17 protein-coding genes are annotated in these 18,651 nt (G+C 64.0%); 15 read left to right on the top strand and 2 right to left on the bottom strand.

What is annotated here, in order from left to right; all coding sequences use genetic code 11:
* The first annotated feature begins 80 nt into the window (after positions 1-80).
* Together CK221_RS18645 and CK221_RS18640 are read left to right on the top strand one after the other, a co-directional pair.
* Positions 81-446: a RidA family protein gene (locus CK221_RS18645; protein WP_095778768.1), complete on the top strand. Its 366-nt coding sequence runs from the start codon at positions 81-83 to the stop codon at positions 444-446.
* 29 nt (positions 447-475) lie between these two features.
* Positions 476-1,699: an amidohydrolase/deacetylase family metallohydrolase gene (locus CK221_RS18640; protein WP_095778767.1), complete on the top strand. Its 1,224-nt coding sequence runs from the start codon at positions 476-478 to the stop codon at positions 1,697-1,699.
* A 5-nt stretch (positions 1,700-1,704) separates the two neighbouring features.
* On the opposite strand, the gene CK221_RS18635 is transcribed toward CK221_RS18640, so the two are convergent.
* Both CK221_RS18635 and CK221_RS18630 read right to left on the bottom strand, forming a co-directional pair.
* Positions 1,705-3,495, bottom strand: coding sequence for an NAD(P)/FAD-dependent oxidoreductase (locus CK221_RS18635; protein WP_095778766.1), 1,791 nt, complete (start codon positions 3,493-3,495; stop codon positions 1,705-1,707).
* A gap of 52 nt (positions 3,496-3,547) precedes the next feature.
* Entirely contained in the window at positions 3,548-4,495 is a 948-nt protein-coding gene (locus CK221_RS18630) for a MurR/RpiR family transcriptional regulator (RefSeq protein WP_095778765.1), read from the bottom strand.
* A 271-nt stretch (positions 4,496-4,766) separates the two neighbouring features.
* Here CK221_RS18630 and CK221_RS18625 point away from each other — a divergent pair, with 271 nt between their 5' ends.
* The 13 genes from CK221_RS18625 to CK221_RS18565 all read left to right on the top strand — a co-directional run bounded on the left by CK221_RS18625 (position 4,767) and on the right by CK221_RS18565 (position 18,600).
* Positions 4,767-5,600, top strand: a complete 834-nt coding sequence (locus CK221_RS18625) for an ABC transporter ATP-binding protein (protein ID WP_095778764.1) — start codon at positions 4,767-4,769, stop codon at positions 5,598-5,600.
* Positions 5,597-6,445 carry an ABC transporter permease gene (locus CK221_RS18620; RefSeq protein WP_095778763.1) on the top strand — a complete coding sequence of 283 codons (849 nt, stop codon included), beginning with the start codon at positions 5,597-5,599 and terminating at the stop codon, positions 6,443-6,445. Before CK221_RS18625 ends, CK221_RS18620 begins: the two co-directional genes overlap by 4 nt.
* An 84-nt stretch (positions 6,446-6,529) precedes the next feature.
* Positions 6,530-7,702 (top strand): ABC transporter substrate-binding protein, encoded by a 1,173-nt coding sequence (locus tag CK221_RS18615; RefSeq protein ID WP_095778762.1) that lies wholly within the window; start codon positions 6,530-6,532, stop codon positions 7,700-7,702.
* Positions 7,703-7,776: 74 nt separating this feature from the next.
* Positions 7,777-8,868, top strand: a complete 1,092-nt coding sequence (locus CK221_RS18610) for a Gfo/Idh/MocA family oxidoreductase (RefSeq protein ID WP_095778761.1) — start codon at positions 7,777-7,779, stop codon at positions 8,866-8,868.
* Positions 8,869-9,364: 496 nt separating this feature from the next.
* Complete coding sequence (locus CK221_RS18605; RefSeq protein ID WP_067003971.1) at positions 9,365-9,454, top strand: K(+)-transporting ATPase subunit F; 90 nt, start codon at positions 9,365-9,367, stop codon at positions 9,452-9,454.
* 22 nt (positions 9,455-9,476) lie between these two features.
* Entirely contained in the window at positions 9,477-11,180 is a 1,704-nt protein-coding gene (gene kdpA / locus CK221_RS18600; RefSeq protein WP_095778760.1) for a potassium-transporting ATPase subunit KdpA, read from the top strand.
* A 1-nt stretch (position 11,181) separates the two neighbouring features.
* Positions 11,182-11,418, top strand: coding sequence for a hypothetical protein (locus CK221_RS18595; protein WP_245430676.1), 237 nt, complete (start codon positions 11,182-11,184; stop codon positions 11,416-11,418).
* Positions 11,415-13,511 carry a potassium-transporting ATPase subunit KdpB gene (kdpB, locus tag CK221_RS18590; RefSeq protein ID WP_095778759.1) on the top strand — a complete coding sequence of 699 codons (2,097 nt, stop codon included), beginning with the start codon at positions 11,415-11,417 and terminating at the stop codon, positions 13,509-13,511. The genes CK221_RS18595 and kdpB overlap by 4 nt, the downstream gene beginning before the upstream one ends.
* A 12-nt stretch (positions 13,512-13,523) precedes the next feature.
* Positions 13,524-14,087, top strand: a complete 564-nt coding sequence (gene kdpC / locus CK221_RS18585; RefSeq protein WP_067003978.1) for a potassium-transporting ATPase subunit KdpC — start codon at positions 13,524-13,526, stop codon at positions 14,085-14,087.
* A gap of 56 nt (positions 14,088-14,143) precedes the next feature.
* Positions 14,144-16,867, top strand: a complete 2,724-nt coding sequence (locus tag CK221_RS18580; RefSeq protein ID WP_095778758.1) for a sensor histidine kinase KdpD — start codon at positions 14,144-14,146, stop codon at positions 16,865-16,867.
* The gene (locus tag CK221_RS18575; RefSeq protein WP_095778757.1) at positions 16,864-17,556 is read left to right on the top strand and encodes a response regulator transcription factor; all 693 of its coding nucleotides are present in this window, start codon (positions 16,864-16,866) and stop codon (positions 17,554-17,556) included. The genes CK221_RS18580 and CK221_RS18575 overlap by 4 nt, the downstream gene beginning before the upstream one ends.
* Before the next feature lie 61 nt (positions 17,557-17,617).
* Entirely contained in the window at positions 17,618-17,989 is a 372-nt protein-coding gene (locus CK221_RS18570) for a hypothetical protein (RefSeq protein ID WP_245430675.1), read from the top strand.
* A gap of 143 nt (positions 17,990-18,132) precedes the next feature.
* Positions 18,133-18,600 (top strand): NUDIX hydrolase, encoded by a 468-nt coding sequence (locus tag CK221_RS18565; RefSeq protein WP_095778756.1) that lies wholly within the window; start codon positions 18,133-18,135, stop codon positions 18,598-18,600.
* The last annotated feature ends 51 nt before the right edge of the window (positions 18,601-18,651 follow it).

The raw sequence follows: 18,651 nt of genomic DNA, 5'->3' as shown, positions 1-18,651 counted from the left end.
ACATTGCCTCTTGGAGGATCACCTCTACAAGCGTAGACGGCTGCAAGAACGGTCCTTACGCTCGACAACAGGAGATTCATTTGCCCAAGCAGTGCTTCGGAAAGTCGCATGTCCCGCTCTCGCCTGCCGTCCGCGCCGGCGATTTCGTCTATGTCTCCGGCCAGGTGCCGGTGGGCAGCGACGGCCTGGTAGTCAAGGGCGGCATAACTGACCAAGCCGAGCAGGTGCTGCAAAACGTCAAGGCTGCGCTGGCGCTGGCCGGATGCACCATGGACGACGTGGTGAAGACCACCGTCTGGCTCGAGGACGCCCGCGATTTCGGCGCGTTCAATACGGTCTATGCCAGGCACTTCCCGAACGACCCGCCGGCGCGCACCACCGTCGAGTCGCGCCTGATGATCGACATCAAGATCGAGATCGAGGCCGTCGCCTACCGGCCGATCTGATCGGGGCCAGACAACAACGGAGGCGCGGAATGCAGTTCGACCTGTTGATCAAGGGCGGCCGTGTGATCGACCCGGCTTCCGGGTTGGATGCGCCGCGCGACATCGCCGTCGCCGATGGTCGAATCGCCGCGATCGAAGCGGCCATCGATAGCGAGACCGCCGGTGAGGTCGTCGACGCCAGCGGCTGCATCGTCACTCCGGGCCTCGTCGATCTGCACAGCCACGTCTACTGGGGCGGCACCTCGCTCGGCGTCGACGCTGACCGTCTCGCCGCAAAGAGCGGCACCACCACCTTCATCGATGCCGGCAGCGCCGGCGCCGGCAATTTCCTGGGGTTTCGCCGCCATGTCATCGAGCGTTCGAAGGTCCGCATCCTTGCCTACGTCAACATCTCCTTCGCCGGCATATTCGGCTTCGCCGAGACGGTATCCGTCGGCGAATGCAGCGATCTCAGGCTTTGCGAGCCGCGCGAGACGGTGGCCGCGGTGCGCGAGCACGCCGCTGTCGTCGTCGGCGTAAAAGTCCGTTCCGGCAAGCATGCCGGCGGCACCAGCGGCATCGCGCCGGTCGACCTCGCGCTCGAAGCCGCGGACCAAGCCGGCCTGCCGCTGATGGCGCATATCGACGAGCCGCCGCCCGGCCGTTCGGAAGTGCTGCCCAGGCTCCGCCGCGGCGACATCCTCACTCACTGCTTCCGGCCGTTCCCCAACGCGCCGGTCTTCGCTTCGGGCGCGGTGCGGCCGGATATGCGGCAGGCGCGCGAGCGCGGCGTCATCTTCGACATCGGCCACGGCATGGGCTCCTTCGACTTCGAGGTGGCGAAGGCGATGCTGGCGGAGGGGCTGGCGCCGGACGTCATCTCGAGCGATGTGCATCTCTACTGCGTCGACGGCCCTGCCTTCGATATTCTCGTCTGCATGTCGAAGCTCATGGCGCTCGGCATGCCGCTGGTCGAGGTCGTGCGCGCGGCAACGCAGCGCCCGGCCGATGCGATCGCCAGGCCCGAGCTCGGGGCGCTTAAAGTCGGCGGCATCGGCGATGTCGCGGTGCTGAGGCTGCAGCCCGGCCGCTTCACCTTCGTCGATGCGGTCGGTGCGTCACTGATCGCGGACCAGCGGCTGGTCTCCAATGGCATCGTCATCGGCGGCAAATGGTGGCGGAACGAGGCGCCCGACCATAATGAGACCGAGCGCTTCGAGGCCCATGCGCACCACACGCATGTCGAGGTTGCGGCCAGGCACTTCGGGCGCTGATTGGCTCACCGTCGCGAATTGCTCGGCTCGCCATAGACCGGCGTCGCAATCCCCTCCATCCGCGCCTTGAGCTGCAGCGCCACGAATTTCGAATAGAAGCGCGACAGCGCGAGATTGCCGCCGTGGAACCACAGCGCCTCCTGGGCCGTCGGCTTCCACATGTTGCGCAACTCGCCCTGCCACGGGCCGGGGTCGCCCTTGACGCCGGAGCCGAGGCCCCAGCACGGCCCGACCTTGTCGGCGACCTCCCGGGAAACGATCCCTGCCACCGTCTCGTTCATCGACTGGTAGCCGGTGCAGGAGACGATCGCGTCGACCGCCAGCTCGCTGCCGTCCTCAAACAGGATGCCGGTCGGCGTCAGCGATTTGATGCCGACGCCGCTCTTCACCGCGATCTCGCCGTTCAGGATCAGCTCGCAGGCGCCGACATCGATGTAGTAGCCGGAACCGGTGCGATAGGCCTTCATCAAAAGGCCGGTCTCGTCCTCGCCGAAGTCGATGGCAAAGCCGCTGTCGCCGAGGCGCTGGTAGAAATCCGCGTCGCGCTCGCGGATGACGTCGTAGAGCGCCCGCTGTCCCTGTGGGACCAGCGCGAAGGGCGTCGAAGCGACGATCATGTCGGCCCTGTCGGTGGTGATGCCCCGCGCCAGCGCCTTTTCCGAAAAGATCTCGAAGCCGACCTCCATCAGCGTGTCGGACTTCACCACCGTCGTCGGCGAGCGCTGCACCATCGTGACCTTGGCGCCAGCTTCCCAGAGGTCGACGCTGACATCGTGGCCGGAGCTCGCCGCGCCGATCACCGCGACGCGCTTGCCGCGGAATGTCTCGCCGGTCGAGTACTGGCTGGAATGCAAAAGCTCGCCTTTGAAGCTGTCCGCGCCAGGCAGATCGATCTGCCGCGGCGGCCCGTAGGCGCCGGTGGCGAAGATGATGTGCTTCGGCTTCAGCGTGATGCGCTGGCCGACGCGGTCGACCCCCACCGTCCAGACCTTTTCGGCCTCGTCATAGGCCGCACTGATGCATTTGGTGCCGACCCAGTAGTTCAGCTCCATGACGCGGGCATACATTTCCAGCCAGTCGCCCATCTTGTCCTTGGGCGTGAACACGGGCCAGTTTTCCGGGAACGGAATGTAGGGCAGATGGTCGTACCAGACCGGGTCGTGCAGCACGAGCGAGCGGTAGCGGTTGCGCCAGGAATCGCCGGCGCGCGCGTTCTTCTCGACGATGAGGGTGGGAACGCCGAGCTGCCGCAGACGGGCGCCGAGCATGATGCCGCCCTGGCCGCCGCCGATCACCAGGCAATAGGGCTGCTCGTGCACGCCGAGCTCACGCGCCTCGCGCGCTCTTGCTTCCGCCCAGGTCTCGCGTTCGGGATCGGCCTTATGGCGGATGCCGAGCGGCCGGGCAGGCCCCTTCTGCTCCTCGAAACCCTTGAGCTCGCTCATCGCCGTGAACAGCGTCCGGCAGCGGCCATCCTTGAGCCGCAGGATGCCCTCGCCTCGCGCCACGGCCGTCTCGAAGCTGAACCAGGCCTCGATGACGCCGTCGGCGACGCTTGGCTCCCCGGACAGGCGCCAGTTCGACGGTTGCGTTGAGAAAAGCGTCGCCTTGAGCATCTCGCGGACCGCGGGTTGGCCCTCCATGGTCTTGATGTTCCATGTGAAGGTCAGCAGATCGCGCCAGTAGCAATCGTCCACGAAAAGGTTCGTCGCCACCTCGATGTCACCCGCCTCGAGCGCGCGGCCGAATGTGCCGACCCAGGTTGCCGCCTGTTGCGATGGTGCGATGTCGAGCATTGATGTTCGTTTCCCCTGAATTACGCAGATCATAGCCGCGTTGCGGATTTCCTCAGTCGCCGAGCGGCTCCATCTCCTTCCCCGTCCGATGGATCTGGGCGTTATATTTGATGCGGCGCACCGTCTCGCGCGCGGGGCCGTCGAGCTTGTAGGCGGACGCCACCGCGAGCAGGTCGATGGCCGCAAGAAAAGCGTAGCGCGAAGCTGTCGGCTTCAGCGTGTCGGGATATTCGGGAACCGCCATCGTCAGCTGGACATCGCAGACGCGTGTCAGCTCCGTGTCCGGCGCGGTCACGCAGATCGCGTCGGCACGATAGTGCTTGGCAAGCTCCACCGCCTCGATCACCTCCCGGGTACGGCCGGTCGCCGATATCGCGATCACCACATCGCCCGGCTTCAGCGTCGAAGCCGTCATGCGCATCAGATACGGATCGCATTGCGCGCTGATGGTGATGCCATAGCGAAACAGGCGATACTGCGTCTCTTGCGCCAGCGCCGATGAGCTGCCGCCAAGTCCGAATACCGTCACTTGCCTGGCCTTGGCGATCAGCTCCGCCGCTTTCTGCAACTGCCCTGGATCGATCTGCCGTTCGGCCTCCTGCAGCGCGCGGCGCGCTTCGCCGAACACGGCGTTCCAGAACGGCATGCCGCTGTCGCCGTTCGTGGGTTGCGGCTTGGTGCTAAGATAAAGCGCGCCGACGACGAGGCTCTGCGCCAGCTTCAGCTTGAAGTCGCGCACGCCGTCGCATCCGATGGCGCGGCAGAAACGGGTGACCGTCGGCTCGCTGACCTGGGCGCGCTGCGCCAGCGCGGCATTCGATGCATCGACGGCATATTTGACGTCGTCGAGCACGACGTCGGCGACGCGACGCTCCGCCGGCCGCAAGTCCGTATAGCTGTCCTTCACCTGCGAAATGATGTCGGGGAAGCGCCTGACATGATCATGCCGGCCGTCATCCGCGTCGGAAATCCGCAGCGCCTGGCTGTCAGCTTCGGTCATTGGCCGCCCTTCTCTGCCGTTTCTGGACCACCATATTTGCGATTATCCGCCGGCTGGCCATAGGCAATCAGCCGAAGTGAGTATGTAGGAAAGTAACACACACTGCAAGCCCGTCTAAACAAGGCGAAATCAGTCACTTAGATAAGCTTTGGTTGAATCTGATGGCGCCAGATCTTTGCCCGCCGCTTGACAGTAAAGTAGGATAGTTACAGACTGATTTCGCGGACAGAGGGGGCTCCGGCAACCCAATCACGCAGTCTCCGAGGGGAGCATGAATACCGGCAGCGCAAGAACGCCGAAGCTCGGCGTGCAGGTAGCGAGCAAGGTTTATACCACGGCCTCCGGCGATCTTCTCGCCCTGGACCGCTGCAGCCTCGACGTGCACGCCAACGAGATCGTCTCCATCGTCGGCCCCTCCGGCTGCGGCAAGACCACGCTCTTGTGGTCGATGTCGGGCCTGCATCGTCTGACCAGCGGCGCGATACTGCTTGACGGCAAGGAGGTCACCGGCCCGCGTCCCGAGATCGGTATCGTCTTCCAGGAAGCGAACCTTCTGCCCTGGCGCAATCTCGACGCCAACATCAACTTCCCGTTCGAGATCAAGGGCGAGAAGCCCGATCGCGCCTGGATCGCGCATCTGCTTCATCGCGTCGGGCTCGACGGCTTCGGCGGCAAGTTCCCGCGCGAGCTTTCCGGCGGCATGCAGCAGCGCGCGGCGATTGTCCGCGCGCTGGCGCTGAAGCCTTCCGTGCTCTTGATGGATGAGCCCTTCGGTGCGTTGGACAGCTTCACCCGCGAGGAGATGAACCGCCTCGTCGAGGAGATCTGGCTGGATACCAAGACGACCATCGTTTTCATCACCCACAGCATCGAGGAAGCGATCTTCCTCTCCGACCGGGTCGTGGTGCTGACCGCGCGGCCGGGACGCGTCGCCAAGGTCTACGACGTGCCGTTCCCGCGCCCGCGCTCGCTGGAGATCATGGCCACCAAGGAGGTCTTCGACCTCACCAACCGCATCAAGATGGACATCGTCGGCGAGCGCCGGCCGAAGGCGCAGGAGCAGCTCGAACACAAGAGCGCTGAAATCGTGAGGATCAGACCGTGAGCGGGGGCGACGCCATTCCGGAATTCTCCAAAGCCAAGTCCGGTGACGGCCAGGATGTCAGCCTCACCAACCTCTCCGCCTTCGCCGGCGGCCCAGGCATCAAGTCCGGCGCCGAGGTGGCCGCGATTCTCGTCGTCGCGGTGGTGATCATCGGCGGCATCGAGCTGGCGCTGCGCATCTTCCACGTGCCGCAATACATCATGCCGCCGCCGAGTGCGATCGTTTACGCTTTATTCGACGAGTTCCCGCTGATCGCGCCGCATCTCGGCTACACGCTGGTCGAGCTCTTCTCCGGCTTTGCCATCGGCGCCGTCGTCGGGCTGGTGATGGCGGCGGTGATCACGCAGTTTCCCTTCGCCGAGAAGATCGTCGCGCCTTACATCTTGATCCTCGTCACCACGCCGATGCTGGCGCTGGTGCCGCTTCTCATCCTGCGCTTCGGCTTCGGCTACACGCCGCGCATTATCGCGGTAGCTTTAGCCGCCGGACCGATGGTGATGATCAATGCCGCGACCGGGTTCCGGCGCGTGGACAGCGCCAAGATCGCGCTCGCTCGCTCCTATGGCGCGAGCACCTTGCAGATCTTTTGGAAGATCCGCGCGCCGATGGCGCTGCCGATGATCCTGGTCGGGCTGATGATCGGCGCGATCTTCGGGCTCCTCACTGCGGTAGGTGCCGAGATGGTCGGCGGCGGCTTCGGCCTCGGCAACCGGCTTACCTCGTATTCGTCGATGATCCAGATGCCGCAATTCTTCGGGGTGGTGCTGATCCTGTCGACGCTCGGCATCCTGATCTACGTGCTCTTCTTCCTGATCGGCAAGAAATGGGCGAGCTGGGAGGCATGAGCGCGGACGGATGAGATCGCCCGGGAGACGGGCGAAGGCAAGGGCAAAGCGATCGATAAGGGCAATCAACAAAAGGGGAATGCCATGACCAACGAAAGCTTATTCAGTACAGCGACAAGAGCGGGCATCAGCCGCCGCTACTTCCTGCAAGTGACGGCCGCCGGCGTGGTGACCGCCACCGCGCTCGGCGCATCGGGTCTGAAAGCCAGGGCGGCGGCTTATGAAAAGTTCACCTGGATCTCGCCGCGCGGCACGCTCGAAGTGCTGGACGACTATCCCTACTGGTCGGCCAAGAAGGCCGGCTATTTCGGCGACCTCGTCACCGACATGCAGCCGGGTCCGTCGGACGGCACCGCGACGGTCAAGTTCGTCGATGTCGGCCAGGCCGACATGGGCTTCCCCTCGCCAGGTGTCTTCTCCTTCGCCATCCAGAACGGCATGAAGCTGAAGTCGGTGTTCCACATGGGCGCGCGCGACACCTTCAGCATCGCTTTCCGCAAGGGCCAGGGCACCAAGAACCTGAAGGACCTCGAAGGCAAAACGATCCTTCTCGGCTCCGCCGCTTGGCAGGCGATCGTCGATCCGCTGCTTGCCGCGCAGGGTGTCGACATCAAGAAGGTGAAATATGTCGAGGCCGGGTGGCCGACCTGGGGCACCGCGCTCGCCGGCGGCCAAGGCGATGCCGCACTCTCTTGGGAAGGTCTGCGCGCCGAATGGATCGCCAAGGACCTCGACTTCGAATATTGGCTCGGCGTCCAGAATTCCAAGCTTCCGGCCAACACCTTCGTCGTGCGCGCCGCCGATCTCGAGGATCCCGACAAGAAGGCCTTCCTCGAAAAATATCTGCGCGGCTGGGCGATGGGCCTCGAATTCGGCTACCAAAACCCCCGCGCGGCCGTCGAAGCCGTGTTCGAGCAATTCCCGACTCTGGCCAAGAACCTTGGCCCTGAGCTCGGCACCACCTCGATCCTGCAGCAGATCAACGTTTTCCGCGGTGACATGGACAAGCGCAGTGGCTGGGGCTCGCACGACATGGCGAGCTGGCAGGGTTTTTTCGACGAGATCCTCAAGATCGGCCAGATCACCGCGCCGGTGAAGGCCGAGGACGTCTGCACCAACGACCTGATCCCGACCGCCAACGACTTCGACAAGGCGAAGGTCAAGGCCGATGCCGACGGCGTGAAACTGTCGGAAGGCTTTGCCGCGCTCGACGTCGAGAAGATCAAGGCGCACCTGTTCGATTCCGCCGTCAAGTAAGGCGGGCGCATTGACCATCGGGCGGCGCCTGATGCCGCCCGAGCTACTGTTCAAAGAGCATTGGGGAGGCTGACATGGCCGACAAAGTAAAAATCCTGGCGGTTGGTCTGGGCAATATGGGCGCTTCGCATGCGAGCGCCTATCACCGCTCCGACGGCTTCGAGATCGTCGGCATCATGAGCCGCACCATCAAGAGCAACAAGAAGATCCCGAAGGAGCTCGCCGGCTATCCGCTCTATGAGGATTTCGACCTGGCGCTGAAGGAGACCAAGCCGGACGCGGTCTCGATCAACAGTTGGCCGAACACGCATGCCGAATACGCGCTGAAGGCGATCGCCGCCAACTGCCATGTGTTCATGGAAAAGCCCCTCGCCACCAACATCGCCGACGCCGAGAAGGTGGTGGCCGCCGCGCGGGCCAAGAACCGGAAGCTGGTTCTGGGCTACATCCTGCGCGTCCACCCGTCCTGGATCAAATTCATCGAGGTCGGCAAGACGCTCGGCAAGCCGCTGGTGATGCGCCTCAACCTCAACCAGCAGAGCAGCGGCAGCGCCTGGCACTGGCACAAGAACCTGATCGACTCGCTGATCCCGATCGTCGACTGCGGCGTGCACTATGTCGACGTGATGTGCCAGCTGACCGGCGCCAAGCCGGTGCGCGTGCACGGCATCGGCGCCAAGCTCTGGGCCGAAGCCGACAAGCAGAATTATGGCCATCTGCACGTCACTTTCGACGATGGCTCGGTCGGCTGGTATGAAGCCGGCTGGGGCCCGATGATGAGCGAGACCGCCTATTTCGTGAAGGATGTGGTCGGCCCGAAGGGCGCCGTTTCGATCGTCGCCGGCCAGTCCGCAAGCAGCGCCAAGGAAGCCGAGGAGGTATCGGATTCCGCCGACATCGACCGCCACACCAAGACCGACGCGCTGAAGATCCACTACGCGCAGGTCGATGGCGACAAGAACTTCTCGAAGCCCGACGAGATCGTCAGCATGGAGGACGAGCCCGGCCATCAGGAGCTTTGCGACCGCGAGCAGGCCTTCTTCCTGCGCGCCATCCGTGAGGACCTCGATCTGACCGAGCAAATGGATGCCGCCCTCAACAGCCTGCGCATCGTTTTAGCCGCCGAACAGAGCATCGCGGAGAAGCGGACCGTCGAGCTGACCTGAAGCTCCGGGTCAACCTGCCGCGCAGCCCCTCATCTGGCCGCTTCGCGGCTGGGCAGTCCGCCGGCGGCATGCCCATCGGCATGCAGTTAGTCGGCCGCTATGTAGCGCTCTCCACGCAGTTGGAAGAGGAGATGCCGTGCAAGGACCGACGGCCGGCCAACTAGCTTCCGGATCTTTGGAACAGCACGTTGCCGCCGCCTTCATGCCGTGGCGTCAATTTCCTATAAGATTCCTATTTCTTTGCTCCCCGCCTCGTCTCGAACCTTTATGGCGGTCGGGTCCATATTCCCCTCGAAAAACACTTTCATCGCCATCGCCGCCAAGGTGACGGGCGGTTCTGTGCAATTTTGAACTCGACCGTGTCGGGGTGCAAAACAAGCCGAAACAAGGAATGCCTGCAATGGACCTCGTTGTTCTCGGGATGGGGATTTTGTTCTTCGTCCTGTCATTAGCTTACGTCAAAGCCTGCGACAGAATCTGATCGAAGGGTCTTACAATGCTTTTCGACTACGTCCTCGGCGGCGCGGTGACCTTGTTCTTGCTTGCCTACCTCACCTACGCCCTCATCCGCCCAGAGCGCTTCTGATCGGCATACGGAAAGTCAGTTCATGACACTCAACGGCTGGATACAGATCCTCGTCTATTGCGGGATCCTGCTTTTGCTCGTGAAGCCGCTCGGCGGCTACATGCACCGCGTCTTCAAAGGCGATCGTACGTTGCTGTCGCCCGTGCTTGTCCCGATCGAGCGCGGCCTCTATCGCCTCGCCGGGACAAGCGAGAAGGAAGAACAGCACTGGGCCGCCTACGCCACCGGCATGCTGCTTTTCAACCTCGCCGGTTTCCTCGTGCTTTATGCCTTGCAGCGGCTGCAGGGCGCGCTGCCCTACAATCCCGCCGGGATGGCTGCGGTCGAACCGGAGCTCGCCTTCAACACCGCGGCGAGCTTCGTCACCAATACCAACTGGCAGAACTACGGCGGTGAAAGCACGATGTCCTACCTCGTGCAGATGGCCGGCCTCACCGTCCAGAACTTTGTTTCGGCCGCCACCGGCATTGCCATTGCGATCGCGCTGATCCGCGGCTTTGCCCGCGCCTCGGGCAAGTCGATCGGCAGTTTCTGGGTCGACCTGACCCGCTGCACGCTTTACGTGCTCCTGCCGGCCTGCATCGTGCTGACGCTCGTCTATGTGTGGCTCGGCATCCCGCAGACGCTTGGACCCTTTGTCGACGCCACCACGCTGGAAGGCGCCAAGCAGACGATCGCGCTCGGCCCAGTCGCCTCTCAGGTCGCCATCAAGATGCTTGGCACCAATGGCGGCGGCTTCTTCAACGCCAATGCCGCGCATCCTTTTGAGAATCCGGACGCCATCTCGAACCTGATCCAGATGCTGTCGATCTTCGCGCTGGGAGCCGGTCTCACCAACGTCTTCGGGCGGATGGTCGGCAGTGAGCGCCAGGGCTGGGCGATCCTTGCCTCGATGGCCGTGCTGTTCCTCGTCGGCGTCGTCATCTGCTACTGGGCCGAGGCCGCCGGCAATCCGCTAGTACATGCGCTCGGCATCGACGGCGGCAACATGGAAGGCAAGGAGACGCGCTTCGGAGTTGCGTTGTCGGCGCTGTTCGCGGTCATCACCACGGCCGCTTCGTGCGGCGCCGTGAATGCCATGCATGATTCTTTCACCGCGCTTGGCGGCATGATCCCGCTGATCAACATGCAGCTTGGCGAGGTCATCGTCGGCGGCGTCGGCGCCGGCTTCTACGGCATCCTGATGTTCGTCGTCCTTGCCGTCTTCGTTGCCGGCCTGATGGTCGGCCGCACACCGGAATACCTCGGCAAGAAAATCGAAGCCAAGGAGGTCAAGATGGCGATGCTTGCCATCCTCTGCCTGCCGCTGGCGATGCTGATCTTCACGGCTATCGCCGTGGTCCTGCCGAGCGCGGTGGCCTCGATGGCCAATGGCGGCCCGCACGGCTTCTCGGAGGTGCTCTATGCCTATACGTCGGCGGCCGCGAACAACGGCTCGGCCTTTGGCGGACTGACCGGCAACACGCCCTGGTACAACATCACCATCGCGATCGGCATGCTGATGGGCCGCTTCCTGGTCATCATCCCGGCTTTGGCCATCGCCGGCTCGCTGGCCGCAAAGAAGACCGTGCCTGCTTCCGCCGGCACCTTCCCGACCGACGGCATGCTGTTCGTCGGCCTCCTGGTCGGCGTGATCGTCATCGTCGGCGGCCTCACCTTCTTCCCGTCGCTCGCCGTCGGTCCGATCGTCGAGCATCTGGCGATGATCCGCGGACAGACTTTCTGAGATGACCATGCCCCGGTTCAACAACATACGTCGGCACGATCGTCACCAATCCGGTGACGGAACGCCCGATGACGGAGGGGACGAGAAGCCTCGTCCTTTCCCGACGCTCTCCACCTTCCTCGGCATGGCGACCGTGCTGTTCGTGCTGTGGCTGCTGGCCTCCGGCCTTCCGCATCTGTTGCCGAAGACCGAACACCCGGCGCCATCCAACATCACCGATACCGGAGTCCTGAAATGAGCCAGTCCAAATCCGCGAGCATTCTGGATGCCAGCATCCTGATGCCCGCCATTGGCGGCGCTTTCCGCAAGCTCGATCCGCGCACGCTGATCAAGAACCCGGTGATGTTCGTCGTCGCCATCGTCTCAGCACTCACCACCGCCCTGTTCGTCAAGGATGTCATCACCGGCGGCGGCGATCTCGGCTTCACCTTGCAGATCATCATCTGGCTGTGGTTCACCGTGCTGTTCGCCAACTTTGCCGAGGCGGTGGCCGAGGGGCGCGGCAAGGCGCAGGCCGACTCGCTGCGCAAGGCACGCACCGAGACCCAGGCCAAGCTGCTCGTCAACGGCGAGGATCGCGGCAAGTTCAAGTTGGTGCCTGGCACCAGCCTGAAGGTCGGCGACATCGTGCTGGTCGAAGCCGGCGACATCATCCCTTCCGACGGCGAGGTGATCGAAGGGGTGGCTTCCGTCAACGAGGCAGCAATCACCGGCGAATCCGCGCCTGTCATCCGCGAATCCGGCGGCGACCGCTCAGCCGTCACCGGCGGCACGCAGGTGCTGTCCGATTGGATTCGTGTGCGCATTTCCGCCGCCTCCGGCCAGACCTTCCTCGACCGCATGATCTCGCTGGTCGAAGGTGCGGAGCGCCAGAAGACGCCGAACGAGATCGCGCTCAACATCTTGCTTGTAGGCATGACGCTGATCTTCGTCCTGGCCACCGCGACCATCCCAAGCTTCGCCTCTTATTCCGGCGGCTATATCCCGGTGACGATCCTCGTCGCTTTGTTCGTGACACTGATCCCGACCACGATCGGCGCGCTGCTTTCGGCCATCGGCATTGCCGGCATGGATCGCCTGGTGCGTTTCAACGTGCTTGCCATGTCCGGCCGCGCCGTCGAGGCTGCCGGCGACGTGGACACCTTGCTCCTCGACAAGACCGGCACCATTACGCTCGGCAATCGCCAGGCGACCGAGTTCCATCCGGTGAAGGGGGTGACCGAACAGGAGCTGGCCGATGCTGCTCAATTGGCCTCGCTGGCTGACGAGACGCCGGAAGGCCGCTCGATCGTGGTGCTGGCGAAGGAAAAATACGGCATCCGCGCCCGCGATATGGCGACCTTGCATGCCACTTTCGTGCCCTTCACCGCGCAGACCCGGATGAGCGGCGTCGACATCGACGGCTCGTCGGTGCGCAAAGGCGCGGTCGATGCCGTGCTAGCCCATGTCAATCAAGCAACGGTCGCAAGCCATGGCACGCGTCCGACAAGCGACACCATGCGCGACCTGCAGGCCAGGGCCGACGAGATCGCCAAGGCCGGCGGCACGCCGCTGGCGGTCGAGCGCGACGGGCGCCTGCTCGGCGTCGTCCACCTCAAGGACATCGTCAAGGGCGGCATTCGCGAGCGTTTCGCCGAGCTTCGCAAGATGGGCATCCGCACGGTGATGATCACCGGCGACAATCCGCTGACCGCAGCGGCCATCGCGGCCGAAGCCGGCGTCGACGACTTCCTCGCCCAGGCGACGCCTGAAAACAAGCTGTCGCTGATCCGCGAGGAACAGGCCAAGGGCAAGCTTGTCGCGATGTGCGGCGACGGCACCAACGATGCGCCGGCGCTCGCCCAGGCCGATGTCGGCGTCGCCATGAACACCGGCACGGTCGCCGCGCGCGAGGCCGGCAACATGGTCGACCTCGACAGCGATCCGACCAAGCTGATCGAGATCGTCGAGATCGGCAAGGCGCTGCTGATGACGCGCGGTTCGCTGACCACCTTCTCGATCGCCAACGACGTCGCCAAGTATTTCGCCATCATCCCGGCCATGTTCGCCGTGTTCTACGTCGCGCCCGGCCAGTCGGCGGGCCCGCTGCAGGCGCTCAACATTATGCATCTGGCGACGCCGCAGAGCGCCATTCTGTCGGCGATCATCTTCAACGCGCTGATCATCGTCGCGCTGATCCCGCTGTCGCTGAAGGGGGTGAAATACCGCGCCATCGGCGCCGGCGCGCTGCTCACCCGCAATCTTCTCGTCTACGGCCTTGGCGGCATCATCGTGCCGTTCGCCGGCATCAAGGCGATCGACCTGATCGTCACGGCTCTTGGCCTGGCATAGGGACCCATTCCGATGTTCAAGCAACTCAGACCCGCGATCGTCATGATCGTGTTCTTCACGGTGCTGACCGGCCTTATCTATCCGATCGGCATGACCGGCATCGCGCAGGCGCTGTTTCCCAGGCAGGCCAATGGCAGCCTGATCGAAAAGGATGGTAAGGTTATCGGCTCCGAACTGATCGGCCAGGCCTTCGCCAGCGACCGCTATTTCCACGGGCGGCCCTCGGCAGCCGGCGACGGCTACAACGCCGCCTCCTCCGGCGGCTCGAATCTCGGGCCGACCAATGCGAAGCTGATCGAACGCATCAAGGCCGACGCCGACAGGCTGAAGGCCGAGAACCCGAACGCACCGGTTCCGATGGATCTCGTCACCACGTCTGGCAGCGGCCTCGATCCCGAGATCAGCCCGGAGGCGGCCTATTTCCAGGTGCCGCGGATTGCCAAGGCCAGGGGCATCGATGAAGCCAAGGTGAAATCGCTTGTCGACGGCCATGTCGAGGATCGCGAGCTGGGCTTCATGGGTGAGCCGGTGGTCAATGTGCTGGCCCTCAACATGGGGCTCGACGATCTCAAATAATCAGCACCCGCAGCGGGGATCGACACGATCCCCGGTGCAATCCATGATCGGACTTGATGCCGGACGACAGGACCAACTTCGAGAACAGACCTTCTCCCGACGCGCTGCTCGAGCACGCGGAGCGGGAGGGCCGCGGCCGTCTGCGCATCTTCCTTGGCGCGGCGCCCGGCGTCGGCAAGACCTACGAGATGCTGTTGGCAGGCCGCGCCCGGCGCGCCGACGGCATCGACGTCGCGATCGGCGTCGTTGAAACGCATGGCCGCAAGGAAACCCAGGCGCTGGTCGAAGGCTATGAGGTGATCCCGCGCCGCGAGGTCGAATACAGGGGCCGCGTCCTCGACGAGATGGACATCGACGCCATCCTGAAACGGCGGCCGGAGCTGGTTCTGATCGACGAACTCGCGCACACCAACGCGCCCGGCAGCCGTCATCCCAAGCGCTATCTCGATGTTCAGGAATTCCTGTCGCAGGGCATCGACGTCTACACCACGCTCAACATCCAGCATGTCGAAAGCCTGAATGACGTCGTGGCGCAGATCACCCGCGTCAGGGTGCGCGAAACCGTTCCGGATTCCATCATCGACGAGGCCGACGACATCGAGGTCATCGACCTCACCCCGGACGACCTGATCAAGCGGCTGCATGAAGGCAAGGTCTATTTCCCGCAAACCGCTCAGCGCGCGATCGAGAACTATTTTTCGCCTGGCAATCTGACGGCGCTTCGCGAGTTGGCGCTGCGACGCACCGCGCAGCGCGTCGATGAACAGCTCCTCAGCCATATGCAGTCCCACGCCATTCCGGGACCGTGGGCGGCCGGCGAGCGGGTCCTTGTCTGCGTCGACTCGCGTCCGGACGGGGGCGCTCGTATCCGCTACGCACGCCGGCTCGCCGATCGCCTGCGGGCGCCATGGACGGCACTGCATGTCGACACGCCTCGCCTGGCCGGCATGTCCGAAGAGGACAAGGACCGGCTGGCGACAAACCTGCGCCTTGCCGAACAGCTCGGCGCCGAGGTGGCGACCATCCCGGGCCAGAACGTCGCCCAGGACATCGTGCGCCATGCGACGGCGAACAACTTCACCCATATCGTCATCGGCAGGCCGACCCGCTCGCGCTGGCGGGAACTGATCGAGGGCTCGCTCACCTATGACCTGATCCGCAATGCCGGCGACATCAGCGTCCATGTCATTTCGGGCAAGGAGCGCGATGCCGACATGCCGTCGGCACGGGTGAAGGCCGCGTCCGAGCGGAAGCCCTTCCAGATCTGGCCCTATCTGTTCTCGACGGCCTATGTCGCCGGCGCGGTGGCCGTCAGCTCGATTCTCGATCAGTTCCTCGATGTCCGCAATCTGGCCAGCGTCCTGCTGCTGGCGGTGCTGACTTCGGCGGTGACGTTCGGACTCTGGCCGGCGCTCTACGCTTGTTTCCTGAGCGCGCTTGCCTTCAACTATTTCTTCCTCGAGCCGCGCTATACGTTCACGATCAGGGATCCGGAGAGCATCGTTGCCTTCGCGGTCTTTCTCGTTGTCGCAGTCATCGCCAGCAATCTGACGGCGCGCGTCCAGCGCCAGGCGGTCGCCGCCCGCTCACGCGCGCGAGCCACGCAGGACATCTACTCGTTCTCCAAGAAGCTCGCCGGCGCCGGCACGCTTGACGACGTGCTGTGGGCCACCGCCTTCCAGATCGCCTCGATGCTGAAAGTGCGCGTGGTGCTGCTTCTGCCCGAGAATGGAACGATCACCGTCAAGGCCGGCTATCCGCCGGACGATACGCTCGCCGAGGCCGACATCGCGGCGGCCCGGTGGGCCTGGGAACATGACCGCCCCGCCGGCCGCGGCGCCGATACGCTGCCCGGCGCGAAGCGCCTCTATCTGCCCTTGCGAACAGGCCGGACAGCGGTCGGCGTCGTCGGCCTCGACAACGACAAGCAGGGCCCTTTGCTGACCCCCGAGCAGCAGCGCCTTCTCGACGCGCTTGCCGATCAGGCGGCGGTCGCCATCGAACGCATCCAGCTTGTCGCCGATGTCGACCGCGCCAGGCTGGCGGCGGAAGCGGACCGGCTGCGCACGGCGCTGCTTACCTCGATCTCGCATGACCTGAAGACGCCGCTGGCCGCCATCATGGGTGCCGCCGGCACGCTGCGGGAATACGCGGCCGCCCTTCCCGAAGAAGACCGCGCGGAACTCCTGTCGACGGTGGTCGACGAATCGGAGCGGCTCAACCGCTTCATCGCCAATCTGCTCGACATGACCAAGATCGAGTCCGGCGCCATGGAGCCGAACTACGCCCTCCATTATGTCGGCGATATCGTCGGCTCGGCGCTCGATCGCGCTCGCAAGATCACCGGCGAGCACCGCATCGACACCGACCTTCCGCCGGACTTGCCGATGCTGCGCCTCGACGCGGTGCTGTTCGAGCAGGCGCTGTTCAACCTCCTAGACAATGCCGCCAAATATTCCGCGTCCGGCTCGACCATCCGCCTGCAAGGCTGGGTCGACAACGGCTCCGTGATCCTGCAGGTCATGGACGAGGGACCAGGCATCCCGCCAAACGACCTCGAACGGATCTTCGACACCTTCTACCGGGTGCGCAAGCGCGACCAGGTCCGCGCCGGCACCGGTCTCGGCCTGTCGATCAGTCGCGGCTTCGTCGAGGCCATGGGCGGCACGATCTCGGCGACGAACCGCACCGACCGGCCCGGCGCGATCTTCACCATCCGCATGCCGGTGCCGCAGGAAATTCCGGACCTTGCCGTCGCCAAAACGGATGACGCCGCATGACCGGTCAGAACGTCAGCATCCTGGTCGTCGACGACGAGCCGCCGATCCGCAGGCTGCTTCGGGTCGGTCTCGGCAGCCAGGGCTATGCCGTATCGGAGGCACCGAACGCCAAGGCAGCGATCGATCTCATGCAGGCGCAGCGGCCCGACCTGATCCTGCTCGATCTCGGCCTCCCGGGGATGACGGGCCTCGAACTGCTCGGCAAATGGCGTGACGACGGCCTCGACATTCCGGTCGTCATCCTGTCGAGCCGCACCGACGAGGCCGGCATCGTCCAGGCGCTCGAGATCGGCGCGGACGACTATGTGACGAAACCCTTCGGCATGAACGAGCTCGTCGCCCGCATCCGCGTGGCGCTGCGCCACAAATTCCAGCAGCAGGGCGAGAAGCCGGTGTTCCAGGCCGGCGACCTTTCGGTCGACCTGGTGAAGCGCATCGTCAAGGTAGAGGGCAGGGAAGTAAAACTGTCGCCGAAGGAATACGATATCCTGCGCATGCTCGTGCAGTATGCCGGCAAGGTTCTGACCCATCAGTTCCTGCTGAAGCAGATCTGGAACGAGTCGACGGACGTGCAATATCTCAGGGTCTATGTCCGCCAATTGAGGCAGAAGATCGAGAAGACACCGGACCAGCCGCGCTACATCATCACCGAGACCGGCGTCGGCTACCGTTTGCGCGAGGTCGATTGAAGGAACCGGCGGGCATCATCCAACCGATTGAGGCTGTGCGGCGAGATCGGTCGCTTGAACCATGGTAGATCCGCACAAACACCCTATATTACGGCAAAGTTTCTGTTTTTCGTGCGGGAAGGAAGCGATGTCGCATCCTCGGCTATCGGCGGCTTTGATTGCCGCGGCTTTGTCGACTGCCGCCCTTTTGGGCGCGGCTTCATATGCCTCCGCGCAGGTCGTCATCCCCACAGACCGCAACGCCCTGATCCAACATAACGAGCTGCAGGCGCTCCGGAACCAGCTGCAGCGACGACAGTTCCAGCAACAGCAGCAGCTTTACCGCGAGCAGGACCGGCAGATCGTTCCGAAGGCTCGCCCTGAAGTGCCGATCGTCAAGCAGAATTGCCAGTCTCAGGTGATCGGCACCACGATTTCGCGCGTCTGCCGCTGACATTTTTCTTTTTTCGGTTTACTTAGCCGACTTACTGTCGGCGGCGTCCGGCTTGCATGGGCGGCGGTTTTGGGATTTGCAGGAGCGAGGTTTTGCCGTGTGGATAGCGTACGGCAGGAATGCCGCTTTGATCGGATTTTGGGATGGCAGCAGCCAAGAAGAAAGCAGTACGCAGGGCAAAGAAGGGAGAGCGGATCCGCCAGGTGGCGGCCATCCCCTTTCGCCTACGCGGCGACGGCCAGCTTGAAGTCTTGCTGGTCACCTCGCGCACGACCAAACGTTTCATTGTGCCCAAGGGCTGGCCGATGAAGGGCAAGAGCGGGCGCAAGGCGGCCGCGATCGAGGCCCAGGAAGAGGCGGGCGTGCTGGGCAAGGCGCTGAAGCAGCCTGCCGGCGGCTACTCCTATTGGAAGCGCATGGCCAGCCGTTTCGTCCGTGTCGACGTGGTCGTCTACCTGCTCGAAGTCAGCGAGGAGATGGCCAACTGGCGGGAGGCCGTGAACCGTCAGCGGGCTTGGCTGCCGGCGGCCGATGCGGCCCTGCTGATCGACGAGCCCGAGCTTTCCACGCTGCTGAGGGATTTGACGGCCTTGGCGACCGATCCGGCGTAAGACGATGGCCTGGCGCAATTCCACGAAAGTGTGACACGGCATCCGTCAGGA

Source organism: Mesorhizobium sp. WSM3868 (genome assembly GCF_002294785.1).
GTDB lineage: Bacteria > Pseudomonadota > Alphaproteobacteria > Rhizobiales > Rhizobiaceae > Mesorhizobium.
Note: the sequence above shows the minus strand (reverse complement) of the source record. Positions and strands in the feature narration are given on the sequence as shown.